Genomic DNA, 15,753 nt, shown 5'->3' with positions numbered 1-15,753 from the left:
TTTGCAGTTGACGTCAGATGTCAACGGCTCTGACGCACGCTGGCAAGCCCCTGCGCATCTCCACTGTTAGCTTCTGTCCCTGAGGTGGGCAGGACCTGTCCCGGCTAGCGTCGTCTGGTTCGGCCGGGGGCTTTTTAGCTGCACAGCATGCCCGCCACTCATAACAAAAAAAGAGGTGAGGGCATGGCAGAGCATGAGAACGGCGCCCAGGGCGTCAGCCGTCGCAAGTTTTTGCACGGCGCCGGAGTGGGCGCGGTGGCTGTCGCGGGGGCAGGTGTTATGACCCGTGCCACGGCGGCATCCGGCGATAACTGCAAGACAGCGGGTTGTGACTATGACGTGGTGGTGATCGGCGGCGGTTTCGCCGGTGTCACGGCGGCTCGCGACAGTCGCAAGAACGGCTACAAGACACTGTTGCTGGAAGCGCGTAACCGCCTGGGCGGGCGCACCTTTACCTCCGAGTTTGACGGTCACAAAGTCGAAATGGGTGGCACCTGGATTCACCAGGCGCAGCCCTTCGTCTGGGCCGAGAAAGAGCGTTACGGCCTGGAGGTGCTGGAAACTCCGGTCAGTGGCGTCGCGCTGGACAAAGAAGAGTATGTGGTCAAGGTCGGCGACACGACCCACACGTTGAGCGGCGAGCAATTGCTGCCGCTGTACGAAGCACTGGATGCCTTCTACGTCGAGGCGCGTCAGGTCTGGGATCGTCCCTACGACGCTCAATACACTTGGAACGAAATCATTCGCCGTGACAAGCGAACTGGCCAGCAACGACTGGATGAGCTCAAGCTCAACCCGGTGCAGCGGGTGGCGATCGACAGCTTCGTCGGCGCGACAGCGCATGCCCCACTGGACCAGACGTCCTACGTCGACATGCTGCGTTACTGGGCGCTTTCTGGCTGGAACCTGCAGGGTTTCAACGACGCTGTCGTGCGTTACAAGCTAAAGGACGGCACCGTCGGCCTGATCAACAAGATGATCGAAGACGGCAAGCCGCAAGTGCGCCTGTCGACTCCGGTCAAAAAAATCGAAGACAAGGGTGACCACACGGTGGTGACCACCCAAAAAGGCGAAAAGATCGTCGCTGCCAGTGTCATCATCGCGCTGCCTATGAACGTACTGCCCAACCTGGAGTTCTCCCCTGCGCTGGACCCGGTGTTGATCGAGGCAGGAAAGCAGAAGCACAGCGGCAAAGGGATCAAGTTCTACATCAAGGCCAGGGGCGGATTTACCAAGCTGGCGAAGGTCACCGCCATGGCCGACTCCAACTACCCGGTCAACCTGGTGATGGCGCACTACGTGAGCGACGACTACACACTCTTCGTCGCCTTCGGCAACGATCCAGGCAAAATCGATATCTTTGACATCAAAGCCGTCCAGTCGATTCTGGAACCGCTCTTCCCAGGCATCCAGGTCGAGAGTACCCATGGCTACGAATGGACCCTCGACCCTTACAGCCTCGGCACCTACGCCAGCTACAAACCGGAGTGGTTCGAGAAGTATTACGCGCACTTCCAGAAGGACAGTGGCCGCATCTTCTTCGGCCAGGGAGACCACGGCGAGGGCTGGCGAGGCTGCATCGACGGAGCCATCGCTGCCGGCGGCAAGGCGGCCCAGAGAACCAAGGAGTTGCTGGGATGAATGGCCGCTATGCCTTTCAGCTGTTCGCCGCACTCGGGCTGCAGGGGTTGATCAATCTGCCCGCGCAGGCCGCTGAAGCGTGCGATCCGGCTGCCGGCCAGAAGCTCTTCGAAACCCGTTGCACAACCTGCCATTCACTCGCCGAACACAAGGTCGGGCCAAGTCTCGGTGATGTGTTCGGTCGCAGGGCAGGTTCAGCCCCGGGTTTCACCTATACGCCGACGCTGGAGCAGGCCGGCTTCATTTGGAATACGGAAAAACTCGACGCCTTCCTCAGTGGCCCCATGACGTTCCTGCCCGGCACCGTCATGGCCTTCGGTGGCCTGCGCCAGGCAGAGGATCGTCAGGCCCTTACTTGTTTCCTCAGTCAACAAGGACCCCACTCATGAGCATCACGATCTACACCAAACCCAAGTGCCTGCTGACCGTAGCTGTCGCTACGCTGCTGCTGGTCGACCCAAGCCTGATTTTCCGCTGGGTGGGCCTGCCACTGGGGGCTGACGGCATGCTCCTTGGCCGACTCCTCGGCGCTACGTATCTGGCTGTCGGTCTGGGCTTCTGGTTTATCCGCAGTCTCGAAGACCTGCCACGGCGCGACGCGCTGTTGCTGATCGGCTCCGATCTCGTGTGCGCCGGCATCATCGTTCACGCGGTGATGGCGGGCTCGATGAATCCTCTTGGCTGGGGGCTGGCAGCGGTCTACCTGGGTTCAGCCCTGGGCTTCGGCTGGTGCGCCAGCCAGGTTACCGCAAAGCCAGTCTGCGTCTGATCCACGTTTCGCCCCGGCGTCAGGCGCCGGGCGCTCCTGCACAATAATTACAATGGGAGAGTGATCATGAGTATGAAATTCGGGTATACGGATTTAATGGTTGATGGGGCACCTTTACCCCACCAACCTGATACCATTATCAGATGGTTGATAGATCGACTCCGTAGTTGAGTTCCTCTGCGAAGTCCGGCAGTCCGTAACCGATGGTTTTCTTGTAGAAAGGAGAGACCTTCGCAGTCGGTGCCTTCTTCTTGTGCTTCGTGGTGTAGAGCATTCGTGCCCGCATCACCTCGAAGGAGTAACCGCGCCCTTCACGGTTCTTGTCCTTGGCCAGTCGGTTGATGGACTCCGTGTAAGCGTTGGTGACGGGCATGTCCGTCTCGAAGTAGGTCATGGTCTCTTCGCGCCAGTTTCCCACTGCCCTGACCAGATCGCTCCAGACTTCCTTTTGGCCCTTCGGGATGGTGGCTATCCACTCGTCCAGGGCGGCTTCTGCCTGGAGCCGTGTGGTGGCGTCCCAGATGCCGTAGAAGCGCTCCTTGTGCTCGTAGGCGGCCAGCAGTTGCGGGAACGCGCCTGTCCAGGTCTCCATGATGAGGCGCTCCCGGTCTGAGACTTCGTGAGCGCGTTTCAGCAGGATTTTCCGGTCTCCCTTGAGAGTCCGGCTCTGGGACGGTTTCAGCTCCTTTCTGAGGCCCTTGCGCACTCTCTCTAGGGCATCGTTGGCCATGCGCACCACATGGAACTTATCGACCACGATACGGGCCTGGGGCAGCACAGCCTTGACCGCTGCCCGGTAGGGGTTCCACATGTCCATGCTGACGATCTCGACCTTCTGCCGGTCTTTCAGCTTCATCAGGTAGTTGGTCACCACGTCCTGGCGGCGGGTGGCCAGCAGGTCGAGCAGGGTTCGCTCCTCAATGTTGGTCAGAATGCAGCGGTAGCGCTTGTTCAGGTATAGCTCGTCAATGCCCAGGATGCGGGGCGTCTCGAAGCGGTGCCAGCGCCCCAGGAACTCGGCGCGGGCGTTGAAGATGTCGCGCACCGTCTTCTCGTCCAGGCCGGTCTGTGCCGCCACAAAGGTGTAGGGGTGGTTGAAGGATTCCTTCTCCACGTACTCATGCAGCCGCAGTGTCATACGGAATCCGTCCACCATCTCCGGTAGCTGGGGCCTGAATGTTGTCTTGCAGGCCCGGCAGGTGTATCGGCGGCGGACCACCCAGAGAGTGACCCGCTTGCCGTGGATGGGCAGATCACGATAGGGAACGTCACGCTTGCCGAACCGCACGAACTCACCCTGCACGCCGCACCCCTCGCAGGCTACTGGTGTAGGTGCTTCAAGCCGAAAATGTATGTCTTCATTCTGCTCATCAGAATCCACCAACTGGTACCCAGGAAGGCTTAACGAATTAATCATCTCCCGCCTTGATCAGAAAAACAGGTAGGTGGCGTAACCGGCAATCATCGCCATAGCAAAAATGACTGCTAAAAACGCCGCTAAAAGCTTCAGCGTGAACAAAGAGCGCAACAGAATGAGCTCAGTCAGGCTGGCTCCGGCACTGCCGATGATCAACGCTAGCACCGTCCCGGCACCCACGCCTTTGGCCATCAGAGCCGCTGCCAGAGGTATGACGGCTTCAGCGCGAATATACAACGGCACGCCGATGACAGCGGCAACTGGAATGGCAAAGGGATTATCTGGGCCTGCATACTGCTCCAATAAGTCAGTGGGCATGAAACCATAGATCACGCTGCCAATCGCAATACCGATGAGCAGGTAAGGCAACACATCGATAAAGTCCGACCAAGCTTCCCGCCACACACCACTGTACTTCCCTTCTTTCTTAACCGTGACAGTGGGTTGACTGTCACAGCATTCGCTAGACGTAGAGACTGTTGTCTTCCTATCAGCCCCGCAAGAAGCCGTCTTCCGAGTGGTGTCGCAGCTGTTGGTGCCGCAACTCGATGCGGTCGATGTAGCACTGCACGGGCTTGCTGATGAACTACATCCACTGCTCTCTTGTGTCGCCGTCCGGCGCACATAACGCTCGAAGCCAAGCGTGTGAAGCAGCCATCCGGCACCTACCGCGACCACCAAAGCGGCGAGCACATAGATAGCAGTAAGTGTCCATCCAAACGTGGCAACCAGCAGGCCGACGACGATAGGATTCAGCAACGGAGATGAGAAAAGAAACACCATCATCGGCCCAAAACCGGCCCGTGCCCGAATCAACCCTTTCAACATGGGGATAGTCGAGCAACTACAGAAGGGCGTTATAGCTCCTAAACCAGCAGCAAGAAAATAGCCTCGCTTCCCACTGGAAGTCAGTAACGCTTCCACCTTGGATGGTGGGATGTGACGTTGAAGAACTCCGACCAGCAAGCTAATGCCAATGAATAAAACCGATAGCTCGATAGCGAGAAAGGCGAACATGCCTAGAGCGTCTTGGAGTTGAGATGACATTCAATATTACTCCTATATTTCTAGTATTGTCGAAATGATGTACGCAGCCTACTTGCGTTTATCCGACCTGTCAACTATAATTCTAGAAACATCGAATTATTGGGGCGTGCTATGGATCACGAAAAGGTTGCAGCCAGCTTAGCTGAGCTAGGGAATAGTCACCGACTGTCCGTGTTCCGCTTTCTGGTCAAAGCTGGCCATGATGGGGCTTCGGTCGGAGATATCCAGAAGGGGCTGGGTATTCCTGCTTCGACGCTATCACATCACCTTGCGCGCATGGCCAAGGTAGGGCTGATCCGGCAGGAGAAACATAGCCGCACGATTGTCTGTATACCCGAGTATGGGCACCTAGAGAATTTGATCGGTTTCTTACAAGAGGAATGTTGTGCAGGTGTCCGGATTGCGCATGAACCAGAACCGCTTTGACGCTTGCCCAGCTCTCGCTGTCCTCCCTAGTCAGCATCGCTATGAAGACTCAGGCGAAGGTGGAAACAGAAAATTGGCAGTAGAGTAGGCTGAAGAGGATCAATCAGATAATCCGCTGAGAAAGATTTTCTTCTTTACATCTTTGGCATTTTATCAACCAGAAATTCCGGATACCCGATAATCGTAACGCTGCTGGCGCGCCAACAGGCTGATCTGCTCAAGCAGATCGGCCCGTAGCGTGCAGCAAATGCAGCCGTTGCTCATTTCAATCAGCTCATCGCTACCGCGATGCAACGAAACATTACGCTGCACCTCTTCGGCATCGATGTTGACTTCACTCATGTCATTGACGATGACCGCTACTCTCAGGCCTTCACGATTGTGCAGTATGTGGTTCAACAGCGTGGTTTTGCCGGCGCCGAGGAAGCCAGAAAGGACCGTCACCGGCAGTCGGCCTTTCAGGGCGCCGTCAATCATGTATTCACCGCTTGCGTGATATCAGCCTTATCCAGGTAGCTTTCAAAAAGATCGACCACCACGAAACCATCATCCGTCGCATCACCCCATATATCTTTCACGCAAAATTCAACGTGGTAGGTAGGCTGATGAGCAGCGGTCAAATCTCCATGACCGATCGCATCCGGGAAAGGCCATTGTTGTGAAGTCCGGTGCAAGATCACACCTTGCTTGCCGCGCACATAGGCCGGCATGCGTATATGCCCTGCCACAAACTCGTCGCGCACGACGACCCGGTCGCCCACCTCAAAGGGCTGCCGACCGGTGATAGCTGGGCGACCTTCAGAATGAGCGGGGTTGGCCAGCTTGAAGTGCGAGCCCAACGCCTGATCGAGTTCTGCTTGAGTAATAACGCCTGTTTCAACCAGCAGCGTGGCGGTAGCGATAACATAGCGCTCGTAATACTGGGTGCCGACGTGTTGACGCACATCCAGGCGTTCGACAGCGTGACGCACCTCGTCCACGCTGAACTTTTTCAACTGGTCGGCACCGATGAACATCAAGCTATACGCCAGGTGCTCCCAGTCTTGCTTGAAGACTTGCTTGTAGCTCAAGCTATTAATGGTGTGGGGCACTTTGCCAAAGCCTTGAAAACCGCCGAGATCGTGAAAACCATCCATAATTAAAACTCCGAAACCAGAAGATAATGAGTTGTTGTTCTCAGCCTACGCGTGGCAAGGCGACACCAATCAGCACGTCCTTGGTCACTAGTTTCTGAAGTTCCTCCTCACTCATGTGCTCGGTGCCTTCAGGTCTCAGCGGCAAAACCAGGTAACGGCTTTCAGCGCTGGTGTCCCAGACTTTGACGACCATGTCGCTCGGCAACTCTGTGCCTAATTCGCGCAGCACGGTGCGCCCTTCCCGGACCATGCGTGCGCGGAACTCAAAGCCCTTGTACCACTCAGGCGGAAGGCCGAGGACCGGCCAGTTGGTGCAAGAGCAAAGGCTGCAGACAATGACGTTCTTCAGCAATGGGGTATCTTCCAGAGCAACGATATATTCGCCTTGCGGGCCGGTATATCCGAACTGTGAGCACGCTGCAGTTCCGTCTTTGAGCAGCAACGCTCGATACTGCGGATCGACCCAAGCCTTGGCGACCACTCGAGCTCCGTTCTCAGGACTCCATTCGTGCTCCATTACTTGGGTAAGTTGCTCGATATAGCCCTCAGGGATCAGTTCCTTGTTCTTCAGAACCTGAAACAAGGCCCATGCCCTCTCACCGGGTGTGGAAGTAGTCGTTGTGGGAACAGATACACTCATCGGGTAACTCCTTATTAGTCAACACGGCTATAAAACTGTGGAACCTGTCGAGCCTTCTTATTGATCTGTTGGAGGTGCAGCGCCTGTAGAAAGGCTCAGAGCGTGCGCCAGTTCGCAGAGGCTTCAAACGCCGCGGCGGCCTGGTAAATCGTGCCCTCCGCGTAATGCTTTCCGACGAGCATGAGGCCCACTGGCAGGCCATCTACCAGACCACACGGAATCGACATCGCGGGATGCCCCGTAATGTCCTGTGGCGCGGCGTTGCCGATCATTTCCAGCGCCCCAGCGATGTACTCGGTGATCGAGCAACCCGGTTTCGGATGTGGTTGGGCAATCATCGGCACCGTCGGCATCACCAGCAGGTCGTAGGTGTCCAGTGCCTTGTCATAGCCGGCACGGGCGAAGCGCGCGATGTTCTGTGCCTTGGCGTAGAACCTGCCGTTGTAGCGCTCCAGGCCGAACTCACCGACGAACATGCACATTTTTAGCGACGCGGACAGTGCGTCCGCCTGCTCGCGCCAACCGGCCTGCTTATCCAGCAGGCCGACGTCGTAGAGCCCCTTCCAGTTAAAGCCCGCGCCATTACCGTGCATCATCTGCATGGTCAGGCCTTCACAGCCGATGGGAAGCCAGAGCGAGCGGGCCAGGTTATGCTCGGGTACTGACACTTCCTCTACGTGGGCGCCCAACGACTCGAGTCGGGCGATGGCGTTGCGAACTGTTTCGGCGACACGTGGATCCTGATTGGCCAGCTGGAACCCTTCCTGCACGATGCCAATCTTGAGCCCCTTTACTCCCCGCTCCAGATAGCCGCAGTAGTCATCGACTTGAGGCGCCGCCTGACGTGGATCGAGCCCGTCCGCACCGGCCATGACCTCCAGCATCAGTGCGTTATCACGCACGTTATTGGTGATAGGCCCAACATGGTCGATAGTAGCCTCTATCGCCATGATCCCGGTATAAGGCACCAAGCCATGGGTAGGCTTCATGCCATAAGTGCCGCATAACGCCGAGGGAATGCGAATGGAGCCACCCTGGTCGCCGCCGACCGCCAGGTCCACCTCACCGGCCGCCACCAACGCAGCGCTGCCGGAGGAGGATCCGCCAGAGGAAAAACCGTGGCGATGGGGATTGTGCACAGGCGCGGGATCAGAGGTGTGGCTGCCAGCGGAAAGGCAGTAGTGTTCACACGTGGCTTTGCCCAGGATGGTCGCTCCGGCGTCGAGCAGACGGGTGACCACAGTGGCATCGAATGAAGGCACAAAGCCTTCCAGTGGCGCGGCGCCGTTCATCATCGGGACACCGGCCAAAGCGACGTTATCCTTGACAGCAATGGTCATGCCGGCAAGTTTCCCCTCCGGGGCGCCGCTCACCAGGGACCTGTAGTACCAAGCGTTGAGCGGATTTTCCGTGGCCGAAGGGCGATAGCCCGAACTGCGCTCGTAGCGTACCGGCGGAACGAAATCGGGGAGTTCGTCGACCAGATCGTATGCGTCGAAACTCGACTGCATGAGTGCCAGGTATTCCGATGCCTGCTCGTTCGACAGCTGCATGTTCAAGCGGCCGGCAATTTCCAGAAGTTGATCGAGGGTGGGGCGAACAATGGCCATGGTTTTCCTATTCTTTTGTTGTCTGAGATCGACACCGGGCGAGCAGTACGAGTGTACTCGGAGGAGGTTAAACACAGCCCCTGGCCGAGCACCTGGAGCGACATCGATCCGGGTAGTGACAGAAATCACATTAGGCATCCCTCCCCGCTCTTTCTTGGCTGAGAGGGACAACCATTTGGCTAAAAAGGACATCCTTCCATGCGTGTTTTCTCTCAAAAAACTTTCAGGATTCGTAGATTCAGGCGCGCACCTTCTTTGAAGCCTTGCTCAACCTCGATGTCCTTGCCGATCTGAGCTTGAACCTGCAGCGTCGGATCGATGAAGTGAGTGACGGTAAAACGCCCGTAGGAAGTTGAAACGCCGTCGTGTTGATCAACGCTGTCCACGGTAGTAGCCGCACCGGTTACGTAACCTCCGCCGACTGCGAAAGTGGTGCTTGGCGTCCAGTTGTAGCGCACTGCCGCCTGATATTCATACCGCGTGTTTTCTTCGAGTTTCGCGCTTGTCGCACCGTACTCGTTGTTGTCCGATACCCAAGACGCTTCAGCGACAGTGTCCAACGCCCACTGCGCTGAAAAGTGATGGACATAGGCCGCTTGTAAAGTCGCACGCCAGCGGTTCTCGCCCAGGTTCAAGGCATCATTTTTGTCGTAGCTACCCACGGGGAGGGACAGATAGGGCGCCAGCACGAAAACATCCTTGTTCGCAGTCGGCAATTTCCAAAAAAGGGGTGCAGCGAGTATCGGGTCGCCAACACCGTGCGCGTCACCCAGGGCACCGACATCACCCGAGGCGTTCAGGTAGCCGAATGGCAACAATATCTGCGGCTGCCATGTGAGGTTCTCCGAGACACCTACTGCATGAATGTAACGAAGGATACCCACATCCGAGCTGAGCTTGGCGTTGTCGGAGACTTTATGGCCGTTCTGATAAAGGTCCGATCGATCAGCATGCTGGTAATAAATCAGCAAGGCATCAGCCCCTACGGGTAGAGGTTCGAAATCACCCGGTGCTAATTCAATTGCCTGGCTTTTGACAAAGGGCAACATGCCCAGAACGAGTAAGGAGTGGCTCCACTTCATGATCAATTTCCTGGCAAAAAGGGGCCCCTACCCCATGCGCTAGAGATGAGGGGCTAGAAAATGTTCGGGGTAAGTTCAGCGTCAGGACGGGATCTGGATCAGAACCGCCCGTGGTACTGTCGGTAACACCGCAAGTCAGTCTGTAGGTGACCCGGCGTAAACCCGGCACACGAGAGGCGACCCATAATCATCAGGAACACTTCGGGAGAATTTTCCGGGATATGTTAGATAGCCATCAATTGTGGATTCCATAATTACTCCTGAATTTATGATTGTTATTATTTGCACAGCGATTGAACAACGGGCGAACGCTCGCACCCGATCTTCAAGGCCGGCAGCAGACTTATTGGCAGCTAACAAAAACATGGAGCTTGAACAACATTTTATTAAAAAACTACAGAGACGGTTCAGCCGTTTAATTCGCCGCAAGTTCAAAGCATGTAGAGATTGCTTTCAATTTAAACATCGCGCCTGCCAATAGGCTTACAGCGGGAGAGGCTGCGCACCGCCGAGAACAGAAGGTAGGCTGGAACATCGCGTTTGGCTTGGTTTACAAGGACAAGCACTTGGCTGAAAAGGACATCCGGTTAAATACAGAGAACCACAGGGAAAACAGAGGGGAAAATAAATCCCAATGAGTGCCTCTTAAAGAAGCACTCGAAACACCTAACATCAGGTGTTGGTTCTTTATGTAGCATAAATACGCCCACATCACCCATCGCCAATTGACCCGAGGTGAGTATTCATCGCACCGAAAACCTTACACGGCATGCTTTGTCTGTGCGTCAGTGCGCAGTCGGCAACGTTAATGATCCACTGGCCTGCTTTTTGCTCTGCCAGTACCTCCACCCTTCGACAACGCTCCAAGCAGTCGATAAAACAGACAATTGTGGGAGGCGCCTTCAATGTCCGCAGATTACTCCACTGAAAACCAAGCCCCCCGGCACCGCTTTGAATACTGGAAGGAGGTGGTATGCCGACACTGCATACCAGCCCTCAGTAAACCTCTCGATGAACACATGTTCAACGGCCAGTTGCACGTCAGAGGCTTGGGAGCCCTCGATGTGTGTACCGTCTCCTCGTCCATGCACTTTTGGGAGCGCACGCCAAAGAACTTGCGGAGCCGCCCTGACGAGGATCTGTGGTTGGGCTTTTATCAGGATGGCTATGGCCAGATGGAACAGGGTGGACGCAAGGCCGTCCTCGGTGCCGGAAACATGATGCTTTATGACGGCTCCCAGACCTTTCGTTACAGCTTGGGGGGCAATAACAATCATTTGGTGCGCATCCCGCGTCATATGCTAAGCATGCGTCTGCCTGGGGTGGAAAACCTGACCGCAATAGTGTTGGACGATCGGCGCCCCGGGGTCATCCCCCTCCGCGAAATGCTACGCCAGGTGGTAGAAGCGCCGCCCTTTCTGGAAAACAGCGACTTTTCCACGCGTTTCTCCCAGACGCTGCTGGATTTATTGGCGCTGAGTCTTGAAGTTCAGAGCTTGGAAAAAGCCAACGACGAGCGCGACCTGTATGGTCGAATCATGATCTACATTCAAAAGCACCTGTCCAATCAGGAGCTGTCAGTTGAGCAAATTGCCAGTGTTCACCATGTCTCGACGCGTACCGTGACGCGCGCGTTCGCCCGGCACCAGAAGTCTCCAATGTCCGTTCTCTGGCAAGAGCGTTTGTTAGCCAGCCGCAATGCCATCGAACGAGGCCAGGCGCGTAGCGTTTCCCAGGTAGCACTAGACTTTGGATTCTCCGATTTCTCACACTTCAGCCATGCCTTCCGCAAGGCCTTTGGTGTTTCCCCTCAGTCCCTGCTGCGCCGGAATTGAGATACTAGCGTTCAGTCTGCTACCTGGATCCGTCAGCTAATCCACCTCGGGTAATTGAAACCTGGCTCGATAAGCTCCCGGCGTGAACCCGACGCGCTCACGAAATAGCCGGGAAAACGAGCTGATGTCGCTGTAACCGACATATTGAGCGATACGCTCGGTGCTTAGGTCGCCAGCCTCCAATAACGCCCGCGCCGTGTCGATGCGCAAATTTTGCAAGTAGGTTAACGGTGACTGCTTAAGCACAGTATTGAAGCGGCGGATTAACGTGCGTTCGCTGACGGCCAGCCTTTGTGCCAGGTCGGTCATGCGCACCTGTTCCGCCAAGTGATCCTGAAGCCACTTCTGGGCGCGTTGAACCAAGGGATCGTTGTGTGTCCTATCGGCGATAAGGGGTTGAAGGGGCGTCTGTATTGTCTGGGTCAAATCGATCAGCATGCTGCGGGCGCACTGCATGGCAATGGCCTTTCCCGCAAATTTGTTGAGCACGTGAATGGCCTGCAACAGAAATGTGGCATGTGCACCGCCGCACACCAGACGATCAGATTCAGTCACCGCCGGACGAATTTGCAGATCAACCTCAGGGAATCGCTCGCGAAAGTGCTCCTCCAGCCACCAGGTCGTCGTTGCAACCTTGTTATTGAGCAAGCCTGTTTCGGCAAGCAGGAAGGTGCCCGTGCAATTCGCGCAAAGCCATGCGCCATGCAGCCATTGCTTGACCAGCCAGTCACGCACATCTGTCTGATTCTCCAGAAACTGTCGAAAAGGATGCCAGCCCCGGTAATGCAGGCTGGGGATAAAGACCAGATCGTAATACTGGTCCTGCGGGAGTGACCTCATTGCAAGTTCAAGCCCGTTGCTTGTGCGCACAGGCAGCCCGTTTTGCGATAGGAAATGCCACTCAAAAAGTCCGGCTGAAGGCATCCCTTGCTTGGACATATGTGCATTGGCGACCTGAAGCATGTCGGCAAATCCTCCAATGACGGAGGCATAGGAATCGTCAAACCCCAGGATCGCGACGATAGGCATGGCGGGCACCTTTAAAGTTGGGTATGGCGATATTCGCATATTTACCGTCGTTTTTGCCTATTACCCCCGCTCATGAAGCTCTCTACAGTTCTCGCAACGTTGCTTCCAAACTGGATACGAGATTAATTCAATGACCGTTTTTGCCGATGCACCCGCCACTGCGACTACTACCCGTTACCAGAACAGCCTGTACCACGACCTGAATACCCCTGAGGAAATCCTGGCCATCCGCGAGGAGGTTCGTCGCTTCGCTGATGAGCATGTCGCGCCAGTGGCTTATTCTATTGGTCATACCGAAGAATCCGTCGAAGCCTTCCCGCGCGACTTGTTCGCCAAGATGGCCAAAGCCGGTTTGTTCGGTATCCCCTTTGCTGCCGACAATGGCGGGCGCGGGCTCAAGTATCCAACTGCAGCCACCGCAGTGATGATCGAAGAACTGGCCTACCACTCGAACTCGGTCGCCGCCATTGTTGACGTGCATTGCATTCTCGCGGGCAATGCACTGAACCACGGATCAGACTCGATTAAACAACGCTATCTCACGCCCTTGCTCAACGGCGACAAGATCGGGAGCTTTGCGACTACCGAACCGAATGCCAGTACCGACCTGAGCATCGAAGCCATGAGCACCCACGCCACGCGTACCGAAGATGGCTACATCGTCAACGGCCGCAAGCGTTTCATTAGCAACTCACCTGTCGCCGATTTTGTTGTATTGCTCTGCGTCGATGGCGAGCGCATGACCGAGTTAGTGGTCGAATTGAACTGGCCCGGCGTTCGTGTTGGCGAACCAGACAAAAAAATGGGCAACCACGGTCAACTGACGGCGGACATCTACTTCGACAACGTCAAGGTACCCTTCGCGAACATCGTTGGTCAGCCGGGGCAGGGTCTTAAGATCGCATTGCAAACGCTGACTTACGGACGCATCGGGATTGCTGCAAGCGGGACCGGCATGGCTCAGGCCCTGTTTGATCACAGTGTCGATCGACTCAAGAGCCGCCGCGCTTTCGGCAAAGCCATCGCGCAGTTCCAGTATTGGCAGTTCAAGCTGGCTGAGCGTGCGACTGAAGTCGAAAATGCCCGCAACCTGTATCTCAAGGCCGCCTTACGCATGGACGAAGGGCTTGCTTTCCCGGAACCCGAGGCCGCGATGGCCAAATGGTACGGCACTAATCTCGCCGGTGAATTTGCCCGTGACGCCCTACAGATCTTTGGTGGTTACGGCTTTATGCGCGAACTAGCCGCTGATGGTTCGCATTATCGAGTTGAGGAGATTTACCGCGACTGCAAGATCGCCGAAATCTATGAAGGCACCAATGAGATTCAAAAACTGGTAATTGCTCGCGGCATTTTCGGTAAAGAAATTACAGGTTGATTGGACTTCTGAGCCGATTCGATGGAGAGCGATCCAATGCAGATTCTAATTGTCCACTCGCACAATGAGCCGCAGTCGTTTAATACAAGCATGAAAAATCTGGCGGTTGAAGAACTGCAGGCGCAAGGGCATAGCGTCGAAGTTTCTGACCTATATGCCATGAGGTGGAATCCGATTGCCAGCGCTGCAGATTTTGGCAGCCGTGCCAATCCCGAGTACCTGACCTATGCCTTGGAGCAGCGTCACAATCACTCACAACAAACTCTCGCACCCGATATCCAGGAGGAGCTAGACAAGTTGCTCAAAGCTGATCTTGTGATCTTCAACTTCCCGATCTATTGGTTCTCAATGCCCGCGATCATGAAAGGCTGGATAGACCGGGTACTTGTTTCCGGCGTTTGCTACGGTGGCAAGCGCTTTTATGATCAGGGAGGTTTGCTTGGCAAGAAAGCCATGCTTGCCATCACCATCGGCGGCCAACCTCACATGCTGCTCAAGGACGGCGTGCACGGTGAACTTAACGATATGCTCAAGCCCATTCTACGCGGCACGCTGGCGTATACCGGGATGGCGGTGCTCCCGACTTTTGTTGCGCATCACGTGCCATATCTCTCTCAGGAAGCCCGCGCTGACCTGTTGGATCACTATCGGCAGCACTTGAGCTCACTAGACACATTAGAAGCACTTACGTTCGTTTCGCTCAATCAGTTCGACGAAAAGTTGCAGCCGTTCTCTGCTCCCGACACCTAATATTTTTTTCGAATTTAAGCAAGCCGGACATAAAAGGTGACCACGGCAACTACGCCGAGGGATCACTGATAGAGCTAACAATCAGCCATCGAGTACCCGCACATGTCGATCTATGAACAAGGGCTAGGCCCTTCGGCTGTCAATCACATCGCCCTGTCACCGCTCAGCTTCATCGAGCGCACGGCCAACGTTTATCCCGACTACCCCGCCGTCATCCACGGTTCCATTCGCCGTACCTGGGCGCAGACCTACACCCGTTGCCGACGTCTGGCCTCGGCGCTGGCCGGTCGAGGTATCGGCAAGAACGACACCGTGGCGGTGATGCTGCCCAACATCCCCGAGATGCTTGAAGTGCACTTCGGCGTGCCGATGATCGGCGCCGTGCTCAACCCCCTCAACGTGCGGCTCGACGCCGAAGCCATTGCGTTCATGCTCCAGCATGGCGAAGCCAAGGTGCTGATCACTGACCGTGAATTCCATAAAGTGATTCACGCAGCGATCAGCATGCTGGACCATCCGCCGCTGGTCATCGACGTCAATGACCCGGAATACGGCGAAGGCCAGGCCGTCAGCAACCTGGACTACGAGGCGTTCCTGGCCGAGGGCGATCCGGCGTTCGCGCTGAAATAAACCTAATGCTGGCGAATTCTTGAATCCAAACAAAGAAACTTGATTGTTCTAATACCCGAAGAAGAAAGACGTTCTATCTTTCCAGTAGCCTCACGCACCAGTGTCGATAGGTCTCGTTCACTTTTACGGTACTTAGAAGTTCTCACTGAAATTAAACCTCGAATTTTTCCGTCTACGAAAAAGAGAACTGCCAAGCCAAAGCCTCCCAATACGTGCCCCTATCAACAGGAGCCCAACCTCTTCCATTCCAGATCTTCTTTTTGCAACTACGAAGAAGTAAATGCTGTATCAATTATCCTTTCAAGATTTAGAGACGCGACCACGCGTAGAACGCAGAAGGCTAATACAGTTTTGCCCGCAGCA

At 55.7% G+C, this 15,753-nt stretch carries 14 protein-coding genes and 2 pseudogenes; 8 read left to right on the top strand and 8 right to left on the bottom strand.

Features of this window, described 5'->3' with window-relative positions:
• Positions 1 to 183 precede the first annotated feature (183 nt).
• Genes P2T68_RS12575 through P2T68_RS12565 form a run of 3 tightly spaced genes read left to right on the top strand, consistent with a single transcriptional unit; the run spans position 184 to position 2,410 of the window.
• Positions 184 to 1,641: an NAD(P)/FAD-dependent oxidoreductase gene (locus P2T68_RS12575; RefSeq protein WP_042909960.1), complete on the top strand. Its 1,458-nt coding sequence runs from the start codon at positions 184 to 186 to the stop codon at positions 1,639 to 1,641.
• Positions 1,638 to 2,030 (top strand): c-type cytochrome, encoded by a 393-nt coding sequence (locus tag P2T68_RS12570; protein WP_042909958.1) that lies wholly within the window; start codon positions 1,638 to 1,640, stop codon positions 2,028 to 2,030. Before P2T68_RS12575 ends, P2T68_RS12570 begins: the two co-directional genes overlap by 4 nt.
• Positions 2,027 to 2,410 (top strand): hypothetical protein, encoded by a 384-nt coding sequence (locus P2T68_RS12565; RefSeq protein WP_042909957.1) that lies wholly within the window; start codon positions 2,027 to 2,029, stop codon positions 2,408 to 2,410. Before P2T68_RS12570 ends, P2T68_RS12565 begins: the two co-directional genes overlap by 4 nt.
• A gap of 139 nt (positions 2,411 to 2,549) precedes the next feature.
• On the opposite strand, the gene P2T68_RS12560 is transcribed toward P2T68_RS12565, so the two are convergent.
• Together P2T68_RS12560 and P2T68_RS12555 are read right to left on the bottom strand one after the other, a co-directional pair.
• Positions 2,550 to 3,827, bottom strand: a complete 1,278-nt coding sequence (locus P2T68_RS12560) for an ISL3 family transposase (RefSeq protein ID WP_000610830.1) — start codon at positions 3,825 to 3,827, stop codon at positions 2,550 to 2,552.
• Between the two features lie 12 nt (positions 3,828 to 3,839).
• Positions 3,840 to 4,874, bottom strand: a complete 1,035-nt coding sequence (locus P2T68_RS12555) for a permease (protein WP_277379405.1) — start codon at positions 4,872 to 4,874, stop codon at positions 3,840 to 3,842.
• A gap of 111 nt (positions 4,875 to 4,985) precedes the next feature.
• Here P2T68_RS12555 and P2T68_RS12550 point away from each other — a divergent pair, with 111 nt between their 5' ends.
• Entirely contained in the window at positions 4,986 to 5,300 is a 315-nt protein-coding gene (locus P2T68_RS12550) for a helix-turn-helix domain-containing protein (RefSeq protein ID WP_000349485.1), read from the top strand.
• 159 nt (positions 5,301 to 5,459) lie between these two features.
• Here the strand turns inward: P2T68_RS12550 and P2T68_RS12545 are convergent.
• The 5 genes and pseudogenes from P2T68_RS12545 to P2T68_RS12525 form a co-directional block, all read right to left on the bottom strand.
• Positions 5,460 to 5,777, bottom strand: a pseudogene (locus tag P2T68_RS12545) (GTP-binding protein); the annotation flags it as partial.
• Positions 5,774 to 6,436, bottom strand: a complete 663-nt coding sequence (nthB, locus tag P2T68_RS12540) for a nitrile hydratase subunit beta (protein WP_277379404.1) — start codon at positions 6,434 to 6,436, stop codon at positions 5,774 to 5,776. The pseudogene P2T68_RS12545 and the gene nthB, both read right to left, overlap by 4 nt.
• 40 nt (positions 6,437 to 6,476) lie before the next feature.
• The gene (gene nthA, locus P2T68_RS12535; protein WP_277379403.1) at positions 6,477 to 7,076 is read right to left on the bottom strand and encodes a nitrile hydratase subunit alpha; all 600 of its coding nucleotides are present in this window, start codon (positions 7,074 to 7,076) and stop codon (positions 6,477 to 6,479) included.
• 95 nt (positions 7,077 to 7,171) lie between these two features.
• Complete coding sequence (locus tag P2T68_RS12530) at positions 7,172 to 8,686, bottom strand: amidase (protein WP_277379402.1); 1,515 nt, start codon at positions 8,684 to 8,686, stop codon at positions 7,172 to 7,174.
• A gap of 212 nt (positions 8,687 to 8,898) precedes the next feature.
• Complete coding sequence (locus P2T68_RS12525; RefSeq protein ID WP_277379401.1) at positions 8,899 to 9,768, bottom strand: transporter; 870 nt, start codon at positions 9,766 to 9,768, stop codon at positions 8,899 to 8,901.
• 905 nt (positions 9,769 to 10,673) lie between these two features.
• Between P2T68_RS12525 and P2T68_RS12520 the strand changes: the two genes are divergently transcribed.
• The gene (locus tag P2T68_RS12520; protein ID WP_277379400.1) at positions 10,674 to 11,603 is read left to right on the top strand and encodes a helix-turn-helix domain-containing protein; all 930 of its coding nucleotides are present in this window, start codon (positions 10,674 to 10,676) and stop codon (positions 11,601 to 11,603) included.
• Positions 11,604 to 11,639: 36 nt separating this feature from the next.
• Here P2T68_RS12520 and P2T68_RS12515 read toward each other — a convergent pair whose 3' ends face one another.
• A complete protein-coding gene (locus tag P2T68_RS12515; protein ID WP_277379399.1) occupies positions 11,640 to 12,632 on the bottom strand; it encodes a helix-turn-helix domain-containing protein in 993 nt (330 codons plus the stop codon).
• A 130-nt stretch (positions 12,633 to 12,762) separates the two neighbouring features.
• On the opposite strand from P2T68_RS12515, the gene P2T68_RS12510 reads away from it, so the two are divergent.
• The 3 genes and pseudogenes from P2T68_RS12510 to P2T68_RS12500 all read left to right on the top strand — a co-directional run.
• A complete protein-coding gene (locus tag P2T68_RS12510; RefSeq protein ID WP_277379398.1) occupies positions 12,763 to 14,010 on the top strand; it encodes an acyl-CoA dehydrogenase family protein in 1,248 nt (415 codons plus the stop codon).
• A 36-nt stretch (positions 14,011 to 14,046) separates the two neighbouring features.
• Positions 14,047 to 14,760: an NAD(P)H-dependent oxidoreductase gene (locus P2T68_RS12505; RefSeq protein ID WP_277379397.1), complete on the top strand. Its 714-nt coding sequence runs from the start codon at positions 14,047 to 14,049 to the stop codon at positions 14,758 to 14,760.
• 102 nt (positions 14,761 to 14,862) lie between these two features.
• Positions 14,863 to 15,381 (top strand): annotated as a pseudogene (locus P2T68_RS12500) (AMP-binding protein); the annotation flags it as partial.
• Between the last annotated feature and the right edge of the window lie 372 nt (positions 15,382 to 15,753).

Source organism: Pseudomonas sp. G11 (assembly GCF_029457515.1).
GTDB classification, from domain to species: domain Bacteria; phylum Pseudomonadota; class Gammaproteobacteria; order Pseudomonadales; family Pseudomonadaceae; genus Aquipseudomonas; species Aquipseudomonas gorinensis.
The sequence above is the reverse complement of the archived record's forward strand: the minus strand, read 5'-3'. Positions and strand labels throughout refer to the sequence as shown.